The following is a 22,123-nucleotide window of genomic DNA, read 5'->3' on the forward strand; positions in this document are numbered from 1 at the left end:
TCCGACGACAAACCGTGGAGCACGTCTTCGGGACCATCAAGGACTGGATGGGCCGAAGTCACTTCAAGACGCGCACGCTGCGAAACGTCCCTACCGAGATGAGCCTCCACGTCCTCGCCTATAACATCAAACGCGCAATCGCCCTGATGGGAGCAACCGGTCTGATCGCCGAGATGCAGCGGTAAGAATGCTCGTGCCGCAGCTCAATGCGCCGCTGCTCAAAATGGCGTTTTCACACAGCCTCGGTGGCTAGCGGACGTTCGTCTACGGGCGAGAGGCGCATTTCTCGTCAGACGTAAGGCGTTCCAGTTTCTTGATTTTCACAAAGATAAACTGGCTTCCCTCCCACGGCTGCATTGACGATGGCTGCCGGGGGGCGAGAAATCCCTGTCCAATAACGCGAAAGCAAATCGTCTCATCAGGACGGAACCTCATGGCCTGATACAAAGGTGCAGCGTAGATTTTCTGCCATTTTCCTTCTCTTATCTGGAAGTCCATGACTTTCAGACCTGAACCTTCGTCCGGAACGAAGTTCGGATATTCCCAATGCGCGTTTAAGTAACCACGAACCGAGAGCAATCTTTTGGTGCCATCCGGATCTCGACCGGCAGCGGGCGAAGCGATGGACGCCACGATAAGGCATAAGCCGAGCGTAATGGGCTTGATCATCGAGGGAGGCTGGCAGCAATTCCCGATGTCCGCAATTGGGCGAAAGTAGGTAGGCCGCCTTTATGAGTCTACGACCTAGTGGCGCCCGATGACGATGACGCCGATCATTGCGCGGCGACCGGATTCAGCTCGGCGGGGCGCGCAGGAGCGGCCACCAGCCGCACCGGCACCCCGCCGGCGACATTGCGCAACGTCACCAGCTTGACCGCCTCCAGTGCATCGCCCGGCGCACCGTCCGAGGTCACCGCCAGCGCGACCGTGTTGGCCCCGTGGTGATTCAGAATGCCCTCGGGAATCGGGAACACGCGCTGTGGCCCGACATGGGCGATGAACTGGCCCATGTTCCAGCCGTTGACGAAGATCAGCACGCGGTACCGCCCCGGCGATCGCGGCGTGGCGGGATCGCCGAACGCCAGCGCAATCGTTGCATCCTGTCCCTTCGGTACTGCGAGATCGAAGCGCGTGCGATACCAGGCGGTGCCGGCCGTCGGCGCCGATGCTGGAACCGTCGCGGCTGCCCATGTCGTGTCGTCGAACCCGGGAAGGTGCCAGCCCATCCGCTCGCCATATTGGCCGCCATTGTTGGCGGGGCCGCGCGCCGGATCGGGCAGCGTCTCGCCGCCCGCCTTGCCCTGGATCTTCCAGGCGAGCGGCACCGCGAAGCTGCGCCCGGCTGATGCCTCGATCGAGGCCGAGACGAGCCCGCGCGCCTCTTTGTGAAAGTCGTCCGCGCCGAGGTCCCAATTGTGGCCGTTGTTGCGCACCATGACCGAAAGCACATGGTCGCCGGGCGCGCGCGCTGCCTCGGGCAACGCAAAGCGCGCCAGTCCGGTGGTGATCGGCCGTGGCAGGCCGCCTGGCAATTCGTCCTGGCCGACCAGCTTGCCGTCGAGGAACAATTGCAACATTCCCGCGCCGCCCGCGCCGTAGAACAGCGCGATCTGCTGCGCTTCAGGCGATCCGCTGAAACGGCCGCGATACCACACGTCACCCTCGTGAAAGCCGTATGGATCCATGGCCAGGTTCGGCTGACCATCGGGCTTGGCGGTGATCGTCGCCGTCTCGCGATTGTCGATAGCTTGCCACTTGCTGTCGTCGAAGGCGGGATTGGTTTCGGGCGACCCTGCCGCCATCCGCCAGGCGGTCAGCGCGGGAAGCGCGAAATCGCCGGGTCCGGCCAGCGGTCGCGTCGCGAGGCGGTTGCCGATTGCGCCGGATTTCAGCGCGACCGCCGCGCCGTTCCAGCGCACCTGTTTGATTGCAACCGGCGCCCAAAGCTCGAGCGGCGTCTCAGCCCTGGTATCGCCGGTCAGCATCAGCGTGCCGCGGCTTGCATCGGCCCGTCGAACGAGCGCGGGGCCGCGCACAAGGACCGGACCCGCGGCAGTGTCGCGGCGCCAGTACCGAACACCTTCCGCTTCGTCGGTCAGCAGCAGCGTGAGCGGCGGACGCCCCCCGCCGGTCACGCGGACCACCACTCGACCATCGTGCGCGTAGTTCAGCCGAAGATCACCCTTCGCCGCGTCGAACACACTGGTTGCCTGTCCCTCCAACACCTCGACTTTGGGCGCGGAGGCGTAGCGCATGACGGTCTCCCCGCCCTCGCCCTGCCGGCCATAGAGCAGGATCAGACCATCGCCGTCGACGTTCAGCCACGACTGCAGCTCGGACGTCGAATAGACCAGGCGGTGTGCGCCCAGATCGACTCCCGCGACCAACCATTTTGCGTCGAAGCCGTGCAGCCGCATCGGCTCGGCCTGCGGGAAGGTGTAGCGCCCATCGGGCAGATCGGCGGTGATCGTGAAGCGGTCGTCACTCTGTCCGTTCGAGGGCCGGTGCGTGACCATCAGGAAGCGCGCGCCGCTCTCGGGGCTCTTGTCGTGATAGACCTGGATATTGGGCGAGGATGCGATCGCAGGCCCCGCCGGAACCATGCCGGCGAGATCGGGGACACTGGCAATCAGGCCGCCCAGCTGTTTCAGTTCCTCGGCCTTCTCGCGCACCTCCCGCGCTTCGGAAATCGCCGCTCCGTAATCATAGCTGGAAAACACCACCGGTGCCGGCAGCCAGCCCCAGCTCGTACCACCATAGCCCATATAGAAGCTCTGGATGTCGATGCCGTTCGCCAGGTTGGTGCCATAGAAGACGCGCTGGAACCGCTTGCCACGCTGGATCGCGTTGCACTCATACCCGCCGTTCGACCCCCAATAGTCGAACCAGCCGCCGCCGAATTCGGCAAGGAATGCGGGCGTGTCGGGCGAGGCCGAGGCCCCTCCCCTCGCGCCGCCGGGACCGTAAAAGCCCCAGTCGGGCGCGGCCGATCCGCGCGTGACTTTTCCGGTCACGGTGCAGGTGCCGCCGGGATAGCCGTCGAACGCGTACAGATCGTTCGGCCCCTTCACGACATTGTCGACAGGCGAGCTCTCGGGCACCCAATAGCCGTTGCGCCCCTGGTCGTTATGAAACACCGGGATGGTGACGCCGTCGGCGCGCACCTTGGCATAGAGATGGTCCATGTAGCGCCGTTGTGCCGAGGTGGTCAGCGGCAGCTCATTCTCGATTTGATAGAGGATGATCGTACCGCGATGTCCCTTGCCATCGCCATTGATCTGATGCCGCGCGACGATCGCGTCGATCCTGCTCATCCACTCATCGACTGCCGCCAGATAGGCAGGGTCGTCGGTACGCGCGCGCGCCTTCTGATTGACCAGCCAGCCGGGAAAGCCGCCGCGCGACAGTTCGGCATTCACATAGGGCCCCGGGCGAGCGATGACGTAGAGGCCCTCCTCTTCCGCCATGGTCAGCACGCGATCGATGTCGCGGATGCCGGTGAAATCATATTCGCCCTGTTTCGACGTGTGGTAGCCCCAGTCGAAATACAGAGCGACGGTGTTGAACCCGCTCGCCTTCATCTTTTGCAGGATGTCGCGCCACAGGTCCGGACTGGGCAGGCGGAACGGGTGGAACTCGCTCGACCAGATGACCTTGCGTTCGCCGTCGATCATCAGCGACCGCGCATCATAGGATACGCGACCGAAGGTCTTCACCGGCGCGGCCAGGTTCTCGGTCGGGCGCGCGGTCTGTGCCGGGGCGACGGTGGCCAGAAGGAGACCGACCAGCGCGCCCATCCCGATCGATGCCCGCGCCGTCCTGCGCAACCATGCGCCTCGTCCCCAACGGCAGAAAGCGGCCGGCAGCCCGTTGAGCTGCCGGCCGAGGGGGGAATCGTGACCGCCTCGCGTCAGAACTTGACCTGGACGCCGGCGAAGAAACGCTGGCCCGGATAATAGACTTCCGAAGTGCCGATGCCCTTAACGTAGGACCTGGAATATTCCTTGTTGATGTTCTGCATCTCCGCGAACAGGCTGAAGTGCCATTTGGGGAAGCGGACGGTGACCTTACMGTCCAGATAGCCTTCGGCCTGGCGATAGATTGGCAGGTTGCCGTTGTTCGCGTCGGCGATGGTCACCAGCCAATCCGAGCGGTAATTGTAGTTCATCCGGACGTTCAGCCAGCCCTTGTCGTAGAAGACGCTCGCATTCCAGGTCCAGGTCGAGAGGCCGGGATATTCGTTGAGCGGAGCGCCGGTCGCCGAATTGGTCAGGTTGGTGCGGATCGCCCGGGCATAGGTCAGGTTTCCCGACACGCCAAAGCCGTCAAAGGGTTTGGGCAGGAAGCTGAAGACCGTTTGCGCGCTCGCCTCGACGCCATCGAGCAGGGCACCGAACCCGTTGATCGGCTGACGGACGGTATAGGTGATGCCGTCGTGGAACAGGTCCACCCCGCTCCGCGTCACATTGGGAACTACAAAGCTCGATTCATATTTCTTGTAGTAGCCCAGGCTGATCAGCGTATCCTTGTTCGGATACCAGGCGAGGTTGAGCTCCCACTGGTCGGCACGATAGGGTTTCAGATCGGGATTGCCGGCCGTGCAGGTATCGTCGGCGGAGGCGACGGTGGCATCGTCGAGGCAATTGATGTTCGGCACGAGGTCGGTCGGTTTCGGACGCGCCAGGTTCTTTGCCCAATTGGCGCGCAGCACCAGATTTGGAGTGAACTCCAGCGCGGCGTTGAACGCCGGCAGCACATCGGAATAGCTGTTCTTCAGCGTCGCCTGTTGCGCGGCCAGCACCACCGTCTCGGTGCCCCCAGTCGAGTTGAAGCGAGTCACGCGGCTGATGTTGGTGCCCATGCCGCTGTCTCTGGTGAAGGCATAGCGCACGCCGGCGTTGCCGGTCAGTCGCATACCGAACAGGCGAGTGTCGAAATCGGCCTTCAGATAGCCGGCGGCGACCGTCTCACTGATCTTGTATGCCGGGATTTGCGGCAGGCCGTTGGCGTTCAGCACGAGATCCTGGTCAAAGCCGGACAGGTCATAATATTTGCTGAGGACGTCCGAGTTGAAATTGGCGTACGAGATCCGACCCGGAATCTTGTCCKGGGCGCCCTGCAGGCCGGTGAACAACGGTGCGCCACCGCTCACGGTGCCGAGCGCACTGATGAGGCCGGCATATTCCGTGCGCGTGAGGTAATAAGTGGAGCCGTTCACGCGCTGCGGCACCGTGGCTGCATCGACGACGTTGGTCGTAAACGAGACGTTGGCGCTGGACTGGTAGACGAGCGGCGTGACCCCCGGCGCGGAAATCAGGCGCGAACCGCCGCCGGTATAGGAAATATAATCCTGTCCGCGGAGCTGGGCGCCAAATTCGAGCATCTGCAGCGGGCCGAAATCGACCTGCCAATCCATGTCGAGCTTCAACTGCTTCTCGGTGTTGTTCGACTGGCCGGGACGATATTGCACGTTCGGGCCTGCCTGGCCCAAGTTTCCGGCGCGGTTATAGTCGACATAGATGTTGGGATCGGCTGGATCGACGCTGCTCGGATAGGCCAGCACCGGAATACCCAGAGCGTTGCGCGTATCCATCGACGCACCCGCGATGCCCGTGCTCAGCGATATGAGGTTCGTGTCGCCGGTCGTGTCGGCTTTGGCATAGGAACCCATCCCCTTGACCTTGAGCCGGCCGACCTCCCAGTCGAAACCGGTGGTGAAGTATTTCGACATTTGATTGTATTGAAAGTCGCGGCGCTGGACGCCCAGAATGTTGCTCGATCCGCTGTAATTGGGCGCAGCGGCGGTGCCGATGTTCACCGAGTTCAAGGCGGTCGTATAGCTGGTGACCACGTGGTTGCTATCGACCGTCGAGGTGCCGGTTTTGACCTGCGGTGTCGAGCTTGTGCCCAATGAAGGGTCGAGCTGGAAACGCTGATAGCGGCCGATGTCGAGTGAATAGTTGGTGTCCATCAACCGCTGATCGCGGTTGTTTATCTGCGCCTCGGCATACCAGCGAAGATTGTGCGCGACCTCATATTGGACGGTGAAGTCGCCCGACAGGCGCTTGTCGCGGCGCACAAGATTGCGATAGCGCGGGACCGTTGCCACCCAATCGAAGAACTGCGTCTCGCATGCCGTGCGGCGCGTCGCGAACGTCGCAGTCGGCGTGGAACCGACGGTCGCGCAGCTCGCATAAGTATTGTAGTTGGCATAGTTCGCGTCAGCGACGGTCTTCTGGTCCGAATGGTCGAAATCGGCGAGCCGTTTGTAGTTGGTATTGCTGGCATAATCCTGGCGCGTCGTGACGTCGTCATAGGTAACGTTGATCAGCACGCCGAGCTTATCGGTGAACAGATGGGGGGTTCCGATCACGAAGGTCCCGCGCGGCCGCCAATCCTGGCTGGTGTCGAGATGCTGTTCGGAAAACACGATAGTGCCGAGCGGCTTGGTCAAATCCAGCGGCTTGCGGGTCTCGATCGAGATCGTCCCGCCGATGCCGCCCTCGGTCAGGTCTGCCGAATAGCCCTTGTAGACATCGATCGATTTGACGAGCTCGGTGGCGAGCTCGCGAAAGTCGCCCCCGCGCGTGCCCAGCGCTGACACCTGGCTCATCCCGTTGACCTCGACGCGATTGAGATCCGGCTCGACCCCGCGGATCGACACCTGCACCCCCTCTCCGAAGTCGCGGCTGAGCTGTACGCCGGTCACGCGCGCGACGGAGTCGCCGACATTCTTGTCGGGGAAGCTCGCAATGTCGTCGGCGACGATGGAATCGACGATCGTTCCCGCATTGCGCTTGCGCGCGATCGCCGAGCGCAGCGACGCACGCGTGCCGATGACGATGATGTCCTCGGCCTTGGCGCTGTCTGACGACGTGCCAGCCTTGTCTTCGGTTTGCGGTGCCTCGGCGGTCTGGGCCAGCGCGGGCGCGGTGGCAGCGCAACCCAGCGTCAAGGCGAGAACGGAAACAGTGGTTAGACAATACCCCATCCGCCGGCGATCTGCAGTCATCGATCTCTCTCCTGTATTCGCGCTTCGCATTGTCCCGATGCCCCCTGGCTGGTGCGAGTCAGCGTATTTCTTGATTATCTGGCTCCGAAAGATGCGCAGCGGCGCGCAGCCGAACGGCCACGTGACGGGAATTTCTGCCGGAAGAATTGCACCTTCATCGCCATCCCTCTCCCCCCGACGCGGTCTTTACCGTCGCCACCAGCTTTCGCCGAAGTCCCACATTGTGGACAGTCGTTCCACTCTATGTTGTCAAATCGTGGAATGCAATCCTATTAAGTAGGATAATTGCCACGCTCATGGAGAGAGGATGTCATGCAGGGGTTCAGGAGATTGCTGATAGCGACGTCTGCTCTGGGCGGCCTGTTGGCAGTGGCAAACGCCCTCAGCGCTGCGCCACCGCGTGAGGCCGAGCGGCTCGATCGCGGGCTGATCGCGTTGCCGGCCAGAAACGGAGGTTGGCTGGTCAGCTGGCGTCTTCTGGACAGCGATGCACCCAATGCCCGCTTCGACGTCTATCGCGACGGACGCCGTATCAACCGCCAGCCGATCGCCAGGACGACCTCGTTCGTCGACCCCTCCGGGTCCGCTACCGCGCTTTATACAGTGCGCGGCGCCGGCGCTTCAGCGACAAGGAAAGCGAACACCGCGGCGATCATGATGCCCAAGGGCTATCTGTCGATCCCGCTGGCGCCGCCTGCCGACGGCAAAGCGCCCGATGGAGAGAGCTACACCTATACCGCCAACGACGTGTCGGTCGGCGATCTCGACGGCGATGGCCGGTACGAACTGATCCTGAAATGGGATCCCAGCAACAGCCACGACAACAGCCAGGCGGGCTATACCGGCGACGTTTTCGTGGACGCCTACAGGTTGGACGGCAAGCGGCTCTGGCGGATCGATCTGGGCAGGAACATTCGCGCAGGCGCGCATTACACCCAGTTCCAGATATTCGATTTCGACGGCGACGGCCGCGCTGAAGTAGCGATGAAAACGGCTGATGGCACGGTCGATGGCGCCGGCAAGGTCATCGGCGATGCCCAGGCAGACTGGCGAAGCCATGACGGTGAGGTGCCCCAACCCGACCGCACCGGCGCCAGGCTGTTGGCCGACGGTACCAGGGTGGCGCCGCTCAAGGGCCGCATCCTGAAGGGCCCCGAATATCTGACCGTGTTCGACGGCCGGACCGGCCGGGCGCTGGCCACCGCGCCTTACGACCCTCCCCGCTATCCCGACGGCAATCCCACCTTCGAGCAACTCCGCGACACCTGGGGGGATGGCTATGCCAACCGCGCCGACCGCTTCCTGGCCGGCACCGCCTATCTCGACGGGCGGCATCCCAGCATGATCTTCGGCCGCGGCTATTATGCCCGCACGGTGATCGCCGCCTGGGACTATCGCGGCGGCAAACTGACCAGGCGCTGGTTGTTCGATTCAGCGGCGCCCGGCAATGGCGACTACGGCAATCGCGGCAATCATCAGCTCAGCATCGCCGATGTCGATGGCGACGGCCGTGACGAGGTGATCTACGGATCGATGGCGATCGACGACGATGGCAAGGGATTGTGGACCGACCCGCTCTATCACGGCGACACGATGCATGTCGGCGACCTCGACCCTTTGCGTCCGGGGCTCGAGAAATGGGGCGTGTTCGAAGAGGTGAAGGCGAATGGCGGGCTCGGCTCAGGCCTGCTCGAAGCGCGCACGGGCGAAGTCCTGTGGACCAAGCCGGCCGAGACGGACACCGGGCGCGGCGTGGCTGCGGATATCGATCCGCGGCATGTCGGCGATGAATTCTGGGGGTCGAACAGCCGCGATCTGTTCGACGTCCATGGCAATGCGATCGGCCCGGCGCCGCGACAGACCAACTTCGCGATCTACTGGGACGGCGATTTTCTGCAGGAACTGCTCGACGGCACGACGATCAGCAAATGGGACTGGAATAGCGGCACCGCCATCACCCTGCTGCATCCTGATGACGTCGCCTCGAATAACGGCACCAAGGCGACCCCTGCCCTTCAGGCCGACATTCTCGGCGATTGGCGCGAGGAGGTGGTGTGGCGCTCAGCCGATAATCGCGAGCTCCACATCTACACCACGCCCTATCCGACGACGCACCGATTGGTCACGCTGATGCAGGATCCGGTGTATCGGGCCGGCGTGGCGTGGCAGAACACCGCCTATAACCAGCCGCCACATCTCAGCTATTTTCCCGGCGCCTTGAAACCAGGCGAGACGGCGGCACAATGACGGCTGCGCCGCCTCGCCCGCTTTAGGTCCATGCTGGAGCAGCATGCGTCAAACCTGAACCATATGCGCCGTTTCAGGGCTGGCGCATCGATTCAACGCGAGACGACGATGCTCTATGCTGTTTCCACCGCCGCGGCGGGTTGGGACCCAGGCTGTCGGAAATGTCAGCGCCCCGCATGACATTTCCAACAAGCGCCTTCCTGCGAGCAGGTCCGACTCGGCCTCGATTCAACATCGCGGCGAACCGTCATAGACCGGCAAGGCCATCAAAATGGTGCGGCTCATTCTCATCGCTGGATAAGATTTTCAGTCCGCGCCGTGGCCCGCGGTCTTTGGAGTCTTCCGTTCTACGATCGTCAGCCGGGCCAGCCGTGGTCACGGCTCCACGCCAGGAACAGGTCCAGCCACGGCACCGGCGTGCCGTCTTTGTGGTTGGCAGGCGGGCCGTGACCGCCCTTTTCGAAGACCATCAGTTCGGCCGCGACGTTCGCGGCCTTCAACGCCTCGAACATCAGCATCGCATTGCGGAACGGCACCACCGGGTCATCGCCATTGCAGGCGACGAAGCTGGGCGGCATCGACGACGGCAGGTCGCGTTGGGCAGAATATCGCTGCTGCCATTGCGGATCCGCAGCGTGCGCGCCTAGCAGCTCGCGGCGGGACTGGGCATGGACGCCGTCGTCGAGCATCGTGATGACCGGGAAGAACAGCCCTGCCACGGCGGGCGCCGCGGACAGGCGATCGGTGGCGTCCTGCGGCTGATAGGTCGACAGCGCCGACCGGCTCGCCAGCCGCGCCGCGAGATGCCCGCCGGCCGAAAAACCGGCCACCGCGACGCGGGCCGGATCGACGGTCCAGCGCGTGCCGGCACCGGCGCGGATCACCCGCATGGCGCGTTGCGCATCCTGGAGCGGCGTGTCGGGGCCCGCTGCCCAATTGTCGTGCGGCAGCCGGTACAGCAGCTCGAACGCCGTGATGCCACGTGCGGCGAAGTCGCGCGCGATGGCGCCGCCCGTACGGCCCACCGCGACGCGGGCATAGCCGCCGCCCGGACAAATCAGCACAGCCGCGCCGGTCGGTCTGGCCGGCTTGACCATTGTCAGCATCGGCGACGCGACATGCGGCCATGCGATGTCGTCGACGCCGCCATTGGGCGATCTTTTGACCCATTGTTCGACCACCGCCGGCGTCGGTGCGCCAGGCGGCGCCTTGGGCCAGATCGGGAAGCGATCGACCGTGACGCCCTCACCCGCCGCGTCTGGCCCCGCGCTCAGGGTCGCGGGAAGGGCAAAAGATGCGGCGATGGAGCCGGCGATCAGCGAGCGGCGCGTCGGCATCAATTGCCCTCCGGACGGCGCGCGTCGTGCGCGATGCTGGGTGCCAGCCGAAAGCTCGACGGATCGGGCGGGCGGGCGGGATCGAATGGCTGCAGGTCCGATTTCAAACGGCGTGCCAGCAGTAGCTTCGCATCCGCCAGCCCCATCGCCACGCAGCGCGCCAGCACCCAGGCGCCGTAATTGTCATGATGCGTTGCGTCCTTGCCATTGTCGTTGAAGGCAAGGGGTGCCCGATCCGGCCCCAGCGCCTCATAAAAGGCCGTGCTCATGGCATTGAGGTCGATCACCGGCACGTTGAGCTCGGTGCCGACCGCCTTCACCGCCGCGGCATAGTCGCTCAGGGTCGGGCGGATTCTCGTGCCCGTCCAGAAACGCCGCTCGGGAGAGGTGACCAGCACGGGCGTGACGCCGCGCCGGCGGAACTCGGCGATCCAGGTGCGCAGATAATCGCGATAGGTCGTCTCGGCCGCGGCATAGGTCTGCGGCCAGTTCGCCTTCTGGTCGTTGTGGCCGAACTGGATCAATGCCCAATCGCCGGGCCTGGCCAGCTCGAGCACCTTGGCGAAGCGCAACTCGGTCATGAACGACTTCATCGTCTCGCCACTCTCGGCATGGTTGGCGATGGCGATGTGGGGGGCGAAAAAGGCGGGAAACATCTGCCCCCAACTCGCGGCCGGCTCGGCCGGCTGGTCGGTGACGGTGGAATCGCCGAGCAGGAACACCATGGGCAATGTCACCGGCTCGATCGCGATCGCGGTGACGCCGGGATGCTCGCCGAGAATCTCCAGCGTCAGCTTGTCGTCCCAGGTGAACGAGTCCTTTTCGCGCGGCTTCAGCAGCACCTGCGATCCGCCCGGCGCGTTCGCAGGCGGCGGCACCAATTTGGCATCGCGCACGTTGACGATGAAGCTGACGGTAACGGGCCGTCCGGCTGGAATCTTCAGCGCATCGACCATCAGGCGGCGCGACTCAGCTTTGATTGTGGTCTCGGTCGCCAGGTTCCGCAGACCGATCGTCACCGTCACGCGGTAATTGCCTGGTGCCGCCGCGACTGAGAACAGCGCGTTGCTGCCCGGTTCGTAGCCGTATCCGTCCGCATAGGCGCGACCTGGAGCGACCGCGACGGTATCGGCGGTTGTCGGCACTGTGCTCAGGGCGAAGCGGCGGACCTGGGCGGCGGCAGGCTGGATTGTCGCGGCGGCGATCATCGCAGCGATCGGGATCAGACGCATGAAGGCCCGCCCGCCGGAATATTGCGGGTCAGCGCGGGAACATGGGGCGTCACCCGCTTCGAAATCGGCAGGCGCAACGCCTTGAGGTCCATCGCGACAAGGTCGGCGATATGGCGCGCACCGACCTCGTTGAAATGCGTGTCGTCGGACACGCCGTTGGGATAGCCGGGCGCCCCCGCCGCACCGTCATAATGCATGTAATAAGCCTTGGCGGCGTCCTGACCCAGCGCCTGGACCATCGCCTGCGAACTCTTGCCCAGGTCGATCAGTGGCGTGCGCGTTTCCTTCGCCACCTGGCGCGCGGCATCGGCATAAGCGGGGAAACTCGGCTGCTCGACGCCGTCCTTGAAGTCGCGGCGCGCGACGGGAGTCAGGATGACCGCCCTCGCCCCCGCCTTCTTCGCCACGTCGAGAAAGCGGTGGAGGTTGGCGATATATTGCTCGATCGTCGTGTACCGTTCCGGCTTGTCGATGCTCGCGTCGTTGTGGCCGAACTGGATCAGCAGGGTGTCGCCCTTTCTCAGGTCGGCGGCAATCTTGTCGAGCCGGCCTTCGCGGATGAAGCTGTTGGTGCTGCGTCCACCAATCGCGCGATTCTCGATCGTCACTCCCGGACCCACGGCACAACGCAGCATCGTGCCCCATCCCGACTGCGGATATTTGTCGGGTTTGTAATCCTGTGCGGTCGAATCGCTCGCGATGAAAATGCGCATCGGAGCAGGCACCGCTGCCGGCACGCTTCCAGCAACGCACAGGGCCAATGTCCCGATCAGCACGACGGGCACCCGCATCTCTTTTCTCCCTCACGGACTTGTTCCGCATTATGCAACCACGTCCTACAGGCCGCAACCAGCCGAGACAATTTGCGACACTTTTTTCCCAATATGTAGACATTGTATCTATATTTCGGGATATGCTAGGCCAAGTGATCGACACGGCCCGCGACACCGGCCACTCTTCGCACGGCCGATCCGAGGTGCGGATCGCTCGGAGCCCGCCGTCTATCCGCCGTCCGCCAGTCCCAGCTGTTGATGGAGAGAAAGAGATGAAGCTGAGCCGTCGCGAAGCGCTGAAGGCCGGTCTGTTGGCGGGAGTGACAATCGTGCTTCCGATCAGACTGAACGCCGCGATCGCTGGTTTCGTCCCCGCGCCAGTGCGCTGGATCGACGGGCAGACGCCCGCAACGCATAGCGGCCAAACCTTTGGCGTCGCCTGGCCGCGCGGGACCGTCAAGCGCGACACGCCGCTGACTATTTTGGATGGCGCGGGGAAGCCGGTGCCATCGCAGGGCTGGACCACCGCGACCTGGCCCGACGGTTCGGTCAAATGGACCGCGCATGCGATTCCGGCTGACCTGTCGCCGGACGCGCTGACCGTCACGCGCGGCCGGCCTCTGCCTCCAGCCCAGCCGGTTGTGGTCACGGAGAGCAACGCCACGATCACGATCCGCATCGGCGACCTCGCCTGGGAGATCGCCAAGGGCGGCGATGCCCTGATCCGCTCGGCGACGCAGGGCGGCCGGACGGTGCTCGGTCCCGTCTCACTGGTCGGGTCGTCGCGCAACGAACCGATCCACGGCGCCGACACGGTTTTCACCGGCAGGATCGAGACGGTGACAGTCGAGCAGCGCGGGCCGGTCCGTGCGGTGGTGCGGATCGATGGTCACCATATGTCGGGCGAGCGCGCCTGGATGCCCTTCGCCGTCCGCCTCTATGCCTATGCCGGGTCGACCGGCTTGCGCATCGTGCACTCGGTCGTGTTCGATGGCAGCGCGAGCCGCGACTTCCTTTCCTCGCTCGGCATAAGCGCGGCGGTGCCGATGCGGGGTGCGCTTCATGATCGTCACGTCCGCATTGCAACCGATGGCCAGATGTTCGCCGAAGGTGTCCGCCCGCTGACCGGCCTGCGTCGCGACCCCGGCAAGGCATTTCGCGACGCCCAGATTGCCGGCCACGCAGCACCCCCGCTCGACCAGATGACGCAAGCCGTCCGCTCGACGCTGGACCGCATTCCCGCCTGGGGCGACTTTCGCCTGGAGCAGCCGACCGCCAATGGCTGGGCGCTCACCAAGCGCACTGGACCCGATCAGGGTTGGATCGACGCGGCGGAGGGGCGCCGCGCTCCGGGCCTTGCCTATGTCGGCGGACCAGCCGGAGGCGCCGCGATCGGCGTGCGCTATTTCTGGGAGCGCCATCCGACCGCGCTGCACATCGACCGCGCCACGGGCGACACCGCGCAGCTGACCGCCTGGCTCTGGTCGCCCGCGGCGCCCGCCATGGATCTGCGCCCCTATCACGGCCCGATGGGAATGGAGGGGTATGACGCGCAAAATGAGGGGCTTTCGGTCACCTATGAGGATTATGAACCCGGCTGGGACGACGCCTCGGGCATCGCACGCACCAGCGAATTGATGCTGTGGGCGCTGCCCGCCACGCCCGACCACGACACACTGACGGCGATGGCCGCCGCTCAGGCGCAGCCGCCGCAATTGATGGCCGCACCCGCACACCTCCATGCTTCGGGCGTTTTCGCCGATTACGGCCTTCCCGACCGCTCGACGCCCAACCGGACCGTGGTCGAAAACCAGCTCTCCAACCTGGTCGATTTCTATGCCGGTGAGGTCGATCGCCGTTCCTGGTACGGTTTCTGGAACCATGGCGATGTGATGCACACCTATGACAGCGACCGCCATCGCTGGCGCTACGACATTGGCGGTTTCGCCTGGGACAATAGCGAGCTCTCGCCCGACCTGTGGCTATGGTATCAGGCGCTCCGAACCGGTGACGCCCAAACCTGGCGCCTTGCCGAAGCGATGACGCGCCACACCAGCGAGGTCGACGTTTATCACAGCGGACGTTTCGCCGGGCTCGGCACGCGCCACGGCGTTCAACATTGGAGCGACAGCTCAAAGCAACCGCGCGTGAGCAATGCCAGCTACCGCCGCATCTATTATTATCTGACCGCCGATGAGCGGGTCGGCGATTTGATGCGGGCGCTCATCACCTCCGATCGTGCGTTGACCAGTGTCGAGATCGGACGAAAGGTCCCCGGAGCGAAGAAGCCGCAATTGCCGCCCGGCACTGTCGAGATGGCCTTCGGCACCACCTGGTGCCCCCTCGCCGCGGCCTGGCTGACCGAGTGGGAGCGAACCGGGAACACCGGGTGGCGCGACCGGATCGTCATGGGGCTGGAAACGATCGGCCGCCTTCCGCACGGCTGGATGACCGGGAGCGCGCCGTTCGAACTGGCGACCGGCCGCTTCATCGACCAGAAACGCGGAATCGGGTTGTCCCATCTCAATGCCGTCTTTGGCGCGGTGGAAGTCAGCTCGGAGCTGCTGCGCCTGCTCGATATTCCCGCCTATCGCACCGCATGGCTCGACTATTGCCGCTGGTACAACGCACCGCAGGCAGAATATCTGGCGAAGTTCGGGCCGCCGTTCGGGCCCCGCAACCTGCGCGAGGGGCATTCGCGGCTGACCGCCTATGCCGCGTTCGAGGAGAGAGATGCAGCGCTTGCGACCCGCGCGGCCAGCGAGTTCCTGTCGGGCGATGCCGGGCTCGGGACATGGCCGCGCGACCCGCGGCACATGGTCGATGGTGTGCTCGAATGGCCGGGCGTGTCGACCAACGCCGCGGCGCAATGGGGGCTGGCGGCGATCCAGTGCCTGGCCCTGGTGCCCGAAGCGCTCGATCACGTGCCGATTGTCGCGCCCGACGCTCCCGGGCGCAGGCGGCTGGGCGATTCCGGCCGCGACTAGTCGGTGGACGCTCGATAGCCAAGGGAAGCACCGATGCCAGCCGCCGCCGCCTTTACGGGATCGGCAAGCTCCTCGACGACCTTGTCCGTCAGATAGGCCGCTGCTCCGGCGATGCTGATGGCAACCACGATATTGCCCTTGTCGTTCCTCACCGGCGCCGCAACGGATCGGACGAAGTCGCCCGCCTCGCTCTCGTGAAGCACCACGCCCCGCGCTCTGTTCTCACGCATGGCGCCGAGCCAATCGTTCAGCGTCTTCGCGCTGGCCTGGGGTTTTTCGGCCTGGAACAACTTGGTGAGCGCGTCTTCCGATTGGTCGAGCAGCAGCGCCTTTCCGATGCCGGTCTCCACGATCAATCGTCGATCGCCGGGCGCCGTCGCCACCCGGAGGCGCTGCCGCCCGGTCACGCGGTCCAGATGACGAGACCAGTCGCCCTCACGCTTGCCCAGGAAGACGCAATATCCGGTTTCGGCCGAAAGTGCCTCGAGATGCGGCCTGGCAACCCGCACATAGTCGGTCTGCTCCTGCGCCGACGATCCGAGCTGGAGAAGCTTCGGACCCAGCGAATAGCCGTCCGGCGTGATCGCAAGATAATCGCGCGCCTTCAGGGCTTGGGCAAGTCGATGGGTCGTCGATCGCGTGAGATCGAGATTTCGCGCCAGGTCAGCCGACTTCACGGGGCCGTTGATGACCTGGTCAAGAATATCCAACGCGCGCAGCAGCGATTGCGCGCCCTTTAGCGAAGCGTCAGGATCCTTGACGTCGGTATCTTTCGGCATCGAATTTCATCTCCGCGCTAGCGCCAGCGCACTGGTGAATGCTGATGAGTTTCCCTGGGGACTGCGGGATGAGATCGTTTCCTCCCCGCTCTGCCACTAGCGGTCCGAGGAAGGAAACGGAAGCCGCGCGCGGTAGCCACGATCGATGCGTTCCCGGATTCGAACCCAGGTGCGCAGGATTGATCCGGCAGGCATAGGGCTAGACCCCACGCTATCCCATTCTGCATCAATTTCATCTATGACCAGGCGATGAGCCCGTGCGATCCGTGATTGCGCAGGCATGCCCGGGCGGCAGGGCGGCCGGGCAAGGAAAGGCGATGCATGAGCGATCCGACGCCGTTGACTGACAAGAAGTTCGCTAACCGGGTCGACTGGAATCTGATGCGAACCTTCGTGGATATCGTTAGGGCCGGCGGCATCGGCGCGGCTGCGCGACAGCTCAACCGGCAGCAGCCGAGCATCAGCGCCGCACTCAAACGGCTCGAGGATCATGTCGGCGCCAGCCTGCTGCGCCGCACGGCTACCGGTGTGGAGATGACCGCGGCCGGCAAGGCGATGATGGCACTGTGCGAGGACATGCTGGAATCTGCCAGGATGGTGCCACACCAGATCGCTCAGGCGACGAAGCGGGTCGAAGGCATCGTCCGCATCCAGATCGTGTCGGGGCTGGTGTCGGTCGAGTTCGACGAGGCCATTGCCAGTTTCCACCGGCGCAATCCCGAGATCCATATCGAGATCCGCGTCTCGCCCTGGCGGCAGGTGCTCGATGCGCTGGAACGCGGTGAAGTCGAGATCGGCGTCGGCTATGACAGCGCCGTTCGCGGAAGCCTGATGTACGAACCGCTGCTGGTAGAGCGCCAGCAGCTCTATTGCGCGCGAAGCCATCCCTATTTCGGGTACCGGGTGAGCCGGTTCAACGAACTCAAGGATGAGGGGTTCGTGCTGACCGGCGATGACGAGATCGAACTGATCACCCAGCTGCGCCGCCGCTATCGGCTGGGCACTGAGGTGAACGGGCTGGCGGAGGACATCAACGAGGCGCGTCGCCTGATCGTCCACGGCGTCGGCATCGGGTTCCTCCCGATCTACGTGGCCGAGGATGATGTAGCCAAGGGCCGGCTCTGGCCCCTGCTTCACGCCGATGCCGAGCCATTCTATGACATTTTCCTCCTCGCACGCGCTCAGCCGGCGCGGGACACAGCGACGCAGCTTTTTTGGGACGAGGTCATCAGGCGGGTGCGCGCAAAGCAGAGACCATAGATTAAATCTATGCCTTTCATCGCAACTTTGCCCCTCCCTTGATGACGCAGCGCAACGCAGACTGACAGCTCTGAATGGAGCTGCGGTGATGCAAAGCACGAAGAATACGATCTTCAACCACATCCCCCCCGCGATGCTCGCGGTGGTGGTGATGTTCTGGGCCTATGGTCCGGAGGCGATGCTGAAAAGCCCCTGGACTCTCATCGTGGTGTCGCCGCTCATCACGCTGACCGTGTTGCTGCTCGAATTCGTCAACGAACGGCATGCCGGCTGGCGCATGAACTGGCGGGAATTCTTCACCGACCTTTATTATAACGTCCTGACTGCGACCGTGATCTCCTGGGTCACGGTGCATCTGGCCGAAGACCCTTTGAAGGCCGTCAAGACTTCGCTGGGGATTTCCACCCAATGGGCCATGCATATGCCCTGGATCGTGCAGGTCGCGCTGGTCTTCTGCCTGATCGAGTTCGGCCAATATTGGATGCACCGGCTGATGCATAACTGGCATCCGTTCTGGCTCACCCATGCGCCGCATCATCATATCACCCAGCTGAATGCGGCGAAGGGCGCCGTCGGCAATCCCATCGAGCTGTTTCTGATCACGCTGAGCGTGGTTGCGCTGTTCGACCTCGACAATACCGCCATATTCGCCGCCTATGGTGCAGGGAGTGTGGTGTCGACATTCGCCCACGCCAATGTGCGCTCCGATCCGCCGATCTGGTACTCCTTCTTCTTCACGACGATCCGGCACCACAGCCTGCATCATTCGACCGATTATGACTGCACGCGCTCCAATTTCGGCAATTCGCTGATCCTGCTCGATCGCATGTTCGGCACCTATCGCGAAGGCGAAGGCGTGTTGGTGGGCCAGGGCGACCGCAAGCGCCTGTCTGTCTGGCAGCAGACGCTGTTTCCGTTCCAGTCGATGATCGATGCCTACAAGGCCCGTCGAGCAGCATCTGCCTCCGCTGACGGATCGCCGGCGACCTGTACGCTCGAGCTCGGCGATACCTCGAGCGGCGATCCGCTGGATAGCGCGGGAGGCACGGCGACCGCATGACCGCCCTGCGCTCGGGACAGATCAGCGCGGCGCGGAGCGCACTTTCTCGCGGCGACCTCAATACGACCCACCGGTTCGCCGCGACGCTGGTGGCCAACAATCCCAGGGATGCCGAGGGCCACTTCCTCCTGGGCATCGCTGCGTCCGGCGCCGGTCGCGTCCAGACCGGCATCCAGCATGTCGGCAAGGCGGTGGCGCTCGATCCACAGGGCGAATATCGCGCGCACCTCGCCAAGCTCTTCACGCTCGTTCGGCGGGATGGCGATGCGGCCGCGACGCTCCACGATGCCGAACAGGCCCTCCCCGCCGATGCGCTCAGCCGGGACACGATGGGCTGCGTCTATGCCCGGCTTGGCGACCATCTGGCGGCGCTCACGCATTTTGCCGAGGCGGTGGAGCTTGAACCCCGAAACACCGGATATCGCTATAATCTGGCGACGACCCTCAATTTCCTGGGGCGGACCGACGAGGCCGAGGCGGCGCTGGAGACGTTGATCGCGCTCGCGCCGCATGATGCCCGCGCCCATCACCTCCTCGCCAGCCTGCGCAAGCAGACACCCGGGTGCAATCATGTCGAGCGCCTCCTTCGGACACATGCCGAATCCCGCGACGGGCGCGAGAGACTGTTGCTGGGCTATGCCGTTGCGAAAGAGCTGGAGGATGTAGGCCAGCCGGACGAGGCGCTGGACAGGCTTTGCGCGGCGAACGCCGAACATCGCAGGTCCCTGCCCTACACCTTCGCGCGCGATGCCGCAGTCTTTGACGCGATTGAAGCGAACTGGCCGAAACAGGCGGCGGCGCCGGCGACCGAGAGACCTGCGGACGCGCCGATCTTCATCATCGGCATGCCGCGCACCGGCACCACGCTGGTCGACCGCATCCTCTCGTCGCATCCCGAGGTCGAAAGCGCGGGCGAGCTGCAGGCGATGCCGCTCTCGGTGAAGAAGGCGGCCGGCACGCCCAGCCCCATGGTCATCGATCCGGAAACGATCGCCGCCGCCACGATCAGTGACATGGGGGCTGTCGGGCACGACTATCTGCAGCGCGCCCGTCATCACCGGCGCGACCCGGCGCTCAGGTTCACCGACAAGTTTCCGGGCAATTTCCTCTATGCCGGGTTCATCGCGCAGGCGTTGCCTTCAGCGAAGATCGTGTGCCTGCGCCGACACCCGATGGACACGGTGCTCAGCAATTTCCGCAATCTGTTCGCGGTCAGCTCGCGCTATTACGACTATAGCTACGACCTTCTCGACATCGCCGCTTATTATGTCCGCTTCGATCGGCTGATGAGCCTGTGGCGCGAGGCCCTCCCGGGCCGCGTGATCGAAATACGCTATGAGGATCTGGTCGCCCACCAGGAAGAGGAAAGCCGGCGGCTCCTGGCCCATTGCGGCCTTGCCTGGTCGGACGACTGCCTGTCGTTCCACACCAACAACGCCCCCGTTTCGACCCCAAGCGCCGCGCAGGTCCGCCGACCGATGTACCGGGACTCGGTCGCGCGGTGGAAGCGGCATGCCGCGGTTCTGGAACCCGTTCAGCGCTTCTTCGAAGACGCCGGCATCGATCTCGACTGAGGAGAATACACCATGCCCCTGCCCCCATACTCTCGCGCGCGGACATCGGGGCTGGCTGCAATGCTTGTCGCCGGCCTGGCTGGCTTCTGCGCGCCAGCCTGGGCCGCGACTGAGCCAAGGACGCGGGTGGTAGCCTGCGAGACTGGCAGCTGCCTGCTCGTGACCGGGCGCCGTACGAACGCGGCATCGATGGTGAGCATCAACGGACGCGCGGTTTCCGCCGAGGGCGCTCGCAACTGGCGCGTCCGCGTGCCGGTCGACACCGTACGCAAATGGTCCGCGCCTTTCGCGCGAACGATTGTCGTTTCAGTGGTGGATGCCGGCACCCGGACCGATGCCACGGCCGAGGTGGATCTCCCGATCGGATTGCTGGGGCAGGTCGAGGACCTCGCGCTGGTCGTCAGCGCCAAGTAATACCCAAAGCCATGGTAAGTAATAAAACTACAAAACCCGCCAATCTGTTGTAATTTTCCATGCCTGGGCCTATGTGGACTTCAGTCGCCGCAGAGCGACGCTCGTTACGCATAGGAGAAGATGATGAAAACTGGCCTCCTGGCCCTGGCCTTGCTCGCCGTTGCGAGCTCGGCGTCCGCCACCGACAATCCTTTCGCCAAGGACAAGGCGATCCTCAATCTCAAGGGACTCGATCTCTCGACTGCCGACGGCCAGCAGCGCCTCGCAATCCGCATGGACCGGGTCGCACGCGATGTTTGCGGCGATCGTCTCGCAAGCGTGCACCTTGCTCTCGACCAGCAGGCGCAGGAGTGCCGCACGGCAGTGATCGCCGATGTCCGTGCCCAGATCGAAACCCGTAATGCGCACGTCGCGACTGCTTCGTCGGTGCCTGTGACATCCGCCCGCTAAGCTATCAGCCTCGTTCCGCAGCCCGGAGCCCGGGCTGCGGACGAGTCATTTCTTGAACTGGGACGGCTTGGGCCACCAGGTCAGGGTGTGAACGTCATGGGCCGATGTCCAGATGCCCGAATGCGTATAGCGCAGCGCGCCGCTGCCTTCCGGCTTTCCCACTCGGGTAAGAACCGTCATTGTCTTCGGGTCGATCACGGCGAAGGTCTGGTCCTCGGTGGTCCGCAGCCACACCATTCGGCCACCCGTGTCGATGTCTCCATATTTCACAACCGCCCCGACCTTCACGCGGCCCAATAGCTCGCCGCTCCTGGGATCGATGCGAGCGACGGTGCCGTCGCCCTGCTCCTGAACCCACACCGCGCCTGCACCGGCGGCAAGGAATCCAGGTTCCTTGCCAAGCTCCGTGCGCTTGGCGACGGCGTTGGTCCGGGGGTCGATGCGCTGAACTGACTGGGCTTTGCTGCTGACAGCCCAGAGCGATCCAAGGCCGAATGCGAGATAATAGGTTCCGGGATCGACCGTGATGGAGGCCGTCACGCTGTTGGTCCGCGGGTCGATTCGGGCCACCACGCCTTTCTCCTCGGTTGCGACCCAGACCGACCCCGCCCCCGCGACGACATTCATTTCCCCGGCTGGATTGGCGATGCCGGTGGCGATCGTGGCGGTCTTCTGTGCGGTGCGCGTGTCGATCCGGACGACAGTGCCATCCTTGCAATCGGCGACCCACAGCGCATGGCGGAAGATGACCATGCCGCCGCAGGGCTTCGACATGGGCACTTCGGCGATCTTGCCCTGCCTGGACCAATGCTCGACGCGTCCGTGGTTCGTCGCCCAGACCGTATCTCCGTCGACCGCCAGAAAGTCGGCAAAGCCCGGCACGGTGATGACCTGTTCACCCTGCGCTCCCGCAGCAGACGCAATCGAAACGCAGCCCGCCGCTACTGCCATGACCATTCCCCTGAGCTTATGCATGACGTCCCCTTTTCATCCGTGAT

Annotated in this window: 16 protein-coding genes; 8 read left to right on the top strand and 8 right to left on the bottom strand. The window is 64.1% G+C overall.

Going from position 1 to position 22,123, the window contains the following annotated elements:
- A partial coding sequence (locus AC1DVS_RS18715; protein ID WP_478025435.1) for a transposase occupies positions 1-185 on the top strand: 185 nt, incomplete at its 5' end.
- A 79-nt stretch (positions 186-264) separates the two neighbouring features.
- Here the strand turns inward: AC1DVS_RS18715 and AC1DVS_RS18720 are convergent.
- From AC1DVS_RS18720 to AC1DVS_RS18730, 3 genes are all read right to left on the bottom strand, one after another.
- Positions 265-669, bottom strand: coding sequence for a hypothetical protein (locus tag AC1DVS_RS18720; protein WP_478025436.1), 405 nt, complete (start codon positions 667-669; stop codon positions 265-267).
- A gap of 104 nt (positions 670-773) precedes the next feature.
- On the bottom strand, positions 774-3,797 hold the full coding sequence (locus tag AC1DVS_RS18725; protein ID WP_478025704.1) for a beta-galactosidase: 3,024 nt from the start codon (positions 3,795-3,797) through the stop codon (positions 774-776).
- 113 nt (positions 3,798-3,910) lie between these two features.
- Positions 3,911-7,012, bottom strand: coding sequence for a TonB-dependent receptor (locus AC1DVS_RS18730; protein WP_478025437.1), 3,102 nt, complete (start codon positions 7,010-7,012; stop codon positions 3,911-3,913).
- A 369-nt stretch (positions 7,013-7,381) separates the two neighbouring features.
- On the opposite strand from AC1DVS_RS18730, the gene AC1DVS_RS18735 reads away from it, so the two are divergent.
- Complete coding sequence (locus tag AC1DVS_RS18735; protein WP_478025438.1) at positions 7,382-9,259, top strand: rhamnogalacturonan lyase; 1,878 nt, start codon at positions 7,382-7,384, stop codon at positions 9,257-9,259.
- A gap of 356 nt (positions 9,260-9,615) precedes the next feature.
- Here AC1DVS_RS18735 and AC1DVS_RS18740 read toward each other — a convergent pair whose 3' ends face one another.
- Genes AC1DVS_RS18740 through AC1DVS_RS18750 form a run of 3 tightly spaced genes read right to left on the bottom strand, consistent with a single transcriptional unit; the run spans position 9,616 to position 12,619 of the window.
- Positions 9,616-10,596, bottom strand: coding sequence for an alpha/beta hydrolase (locus tag AC1DVS_RS18740; RefSeq protein WP_478025439.1), 981 nt, complete (start codon positions 10,594-10,596; stop codon positions 9,616-9,618).
- Entirely contained in the window at positions 10,596-11,828 is a 1,233-nt protein-coding gene (locus AC1DVS_RS18745; RefSeq protein WP_478025440.1) for a rhamnogalacturonan acetylesterase, read from the bottom strand. The genes AC1DVS_RS18740 and AC1DVS_RS18745 overlap by 1 nt, the downstream gene beginning before the upstream one ends.
- Complete coding sequence (locus tag AC1DVS_RS18750; RefSeq protein WP_478025441.1) at positions 11,819-12,619, bottom strand: rhamnogalacturonan acetylesterase; 801 nt, start codon at positions 12,617-12,619, stop codon at positions 11,819-11,821. The genes AC1DVS_RS18745 and AC1DVS_RS18750 overlap by 10 nt, the downstream gene beginning before the upstream one ends.
- A 254-nt stretch (positions 12,620-12,873) precedes the next feature.
- Here AC1DVS_RS18750 and AC1DVS_RS18755 point away from each other — a divergent pair, with 254 nt between their 5' ends.
- The gene (locus AC1DVS_RS18755; protein ID WP_478025442.1) at positions 12,874-15,588 is read left to right on the top strand and encodes an exo-rhamnogalacturonan lyase family protein; all 2,715 of its coding nucleotides are present in this window, start codon (positions 12,874-12,876) and stop codon (positions 15,586-15,588) included.
- Here the strand turns inward: AC1DVS_RS18755 and AC1DVS_RS18760 are convergent.
- On the bottom strand, positions 15,585-16,367 hold the full coding sequence (locus AC1DVS_RS18760) for an IclR family transcriptional regulator (protein ID WP_478025443.1): 783 nt from the start codon (positions 16,365-16,367) through the stop codon (positions 15,585-15,587). The two genes, AC1DVS_RS18755 and AC1DVS_RS18760, sit on opposite strands and share 4 nt — an antisense overlap.
- 321 nt (positions 16,368-16,688) lie before the next feature.
- Here AC1DVS_RS18760 and AC1DVS_RS18765 point away from each other — a divergent pair, with 321 nt between their 5' ends.
- From AC1DVS_RS18765 to AC1DVS_RS18785, 5 genes are all read left to right on the top strand, one after another.
- Positions 16,689-17,627, top strand: coding sequence for a LysR family transcriptional regulator (locus AC1DVS_RS18765; protein ID WP_478025444.1), 939 nt, complete (start codon positions 16,689-16,691; stop codon positions 17,625-17,627).
- Between the two features lie 88 nt (positions 17,628-17,715).
- Entirely contained in the window at positions 17,716-18,687 is a 972-nt protein-coding gene (locus AC1DVS_RS18770; protein WP_478025445.1) for a sterol desaturase family protein, read from the top strand.
- Positions 18,684-20,261 carry a sulfotransferase family protein gene (locus AC1DVS_RS18775; RefSeq protein WP_478025446.1) on the top strand — a complete coding sequence of 526 codons (1,578 nt, stop codon included), beginning with the start codon at positions 18,684-18,686 and terminating at the stop codon, positions 20,259-20,261. The genes AC1DVS_RS18770 and AC1DVS_RS18775 overlap by 4 nt, the downstream gene beginning before the upstream one ends.
- Before the next feature lie 12 nt (positions 20,262-20,273).
- On the top strand, positions 20,274-20,675 hold the full coding sequence (locus AC1DVS_RS18780; RefSeq protein WP_478025447.1) for a hypothetical protein: 402 nt from the start codon (positions 20,274-20,276) through the stop codon (positions 20,673-20,675).
- A 123-nt stretch (positions 20,676-20,798) separates the two neighbouring features.
- The gene (locus AC1DVS_RS18785; protein ID WP_478025448.1) at positions 20,799-21,125 is read left to right on the top strand and encodes a UrcA family protein; all 327 of its coding nucleotides are present in this window, start codon (positions 20,799-20,801) and stop codon (positions 21,123-21,125) included.
- Positions 21,126-21,170: 45 nt separating this feature from the next.
- Here AC1DVS_RS18785 and AC1DVS_RS18790 read toward each other — a convergent pair whose 3' ends face one another.
- A complete protein-coding gene (locus AC1DVS_RS18790; RefSeq protein WP_478025449.1) occupies positions 21,171-22,076 on the bottom strand; it encodes a Vgb family protein in 906 nt (301 codons plus the stop codon).
- Positions 22,077-22,123 lie beyond the last annotated feature (47 nt).

Source organism: Sphingomonas sp. P3_C5 (genome assembly GCF_056402635.1).

Coding starts and splice junctions, on each gene's coding strand:
- AC1DVS_RS18720 (WP_478025436.1), bottom strand. CDS start 669: ATGATCAAGCCCATTACGCTCGGCTTATGCCTTATCGTGGCGTCCATC.
- AC1DVS_RS18725 (WP_478025704.1), bottom strand. CDS start 3,797: ATGGGCGCGCTGGTCGGTCTCCTTCTGGCCACCGTCGCCCCGGCACAG.
- AC1DVS_RS18740 (WP_478025439.1), bottom strand. CDS start 10,596: ATGCCGACGCGCCGCTCGCTGATCGCCGGCTCCATCGCCGCATCTTTT.
- AC1DVS_RS18745 (WP_478025440.1), bottom strand. CDS start 11,828: ATGCGTCTGATCCCGATCGCTGCGATGATCGCCGCCGCGACAATCCAG.
- AC1DVS_RS18750 (WP_478025441.1), bottom strand. CDS start 12,619: ATGCGGGTGCCCGTCGTGCTGATCGGGACATTGGCCCTGTGCGTTGCT.
- AC1DVS_RS18755 (WP_478025442.1), top strand. CDS start 12,874: ATGAAGCTGAGCCGTCGCGAAGCGCTGAAGGCCGGTCTGTTGGCGGGA.
- AC1DVS_RS18760 (WP_478025443.1), bottom strand. CDS start 16,367: ATGCCGAAAGATACCGACGTCAAGGATCCTGACGCTTCGCTAAAGGGC.
- AC1DVS_RS18765 (WP_478025444.1), top strand. CDS start 16,689: ATGAGCGATCCGACGCCGTTGACTGACAAGAAGTTCGCTAACCGGGTC.
- AC1DVS_RS18770 (WP_478025445.1), top strand. CDS start 17,716: ATGCAAAGCACGAAGAATACGATCTTCAACCACATCCCCCCCGCGATG.
- AC1DVS_RS18775 (WP_478025446.1), top strand. CDS start 18,684: ATGACCGCCCTGCGCTCGGGACAGATCAGCGCGGCGCGGAGCGCACTT.
- AC1DVS_RS18780 (WP_478025447.1), top strand. CDS start 20,274: ATGCCCCTGCCCCCATACTCTCGCGCGCGGACATCGGGGCTGGCTGCA.
- AC1DVS_RS18785 (WP_478025448.1), top strand. CDS start 20,799: ATGAAAACTGGCCTCCTGGCCCTGGCCTTGCTCGCCGTTGCGAGCTCG.
- AC1DVS_RS18790 (WP_478025449.1), bottom strand. CDS start 22,076: ATGGCAGTAGCGGCGGGCTGCGTTTCGATTGCGTCTGCTGCGGGAGCG.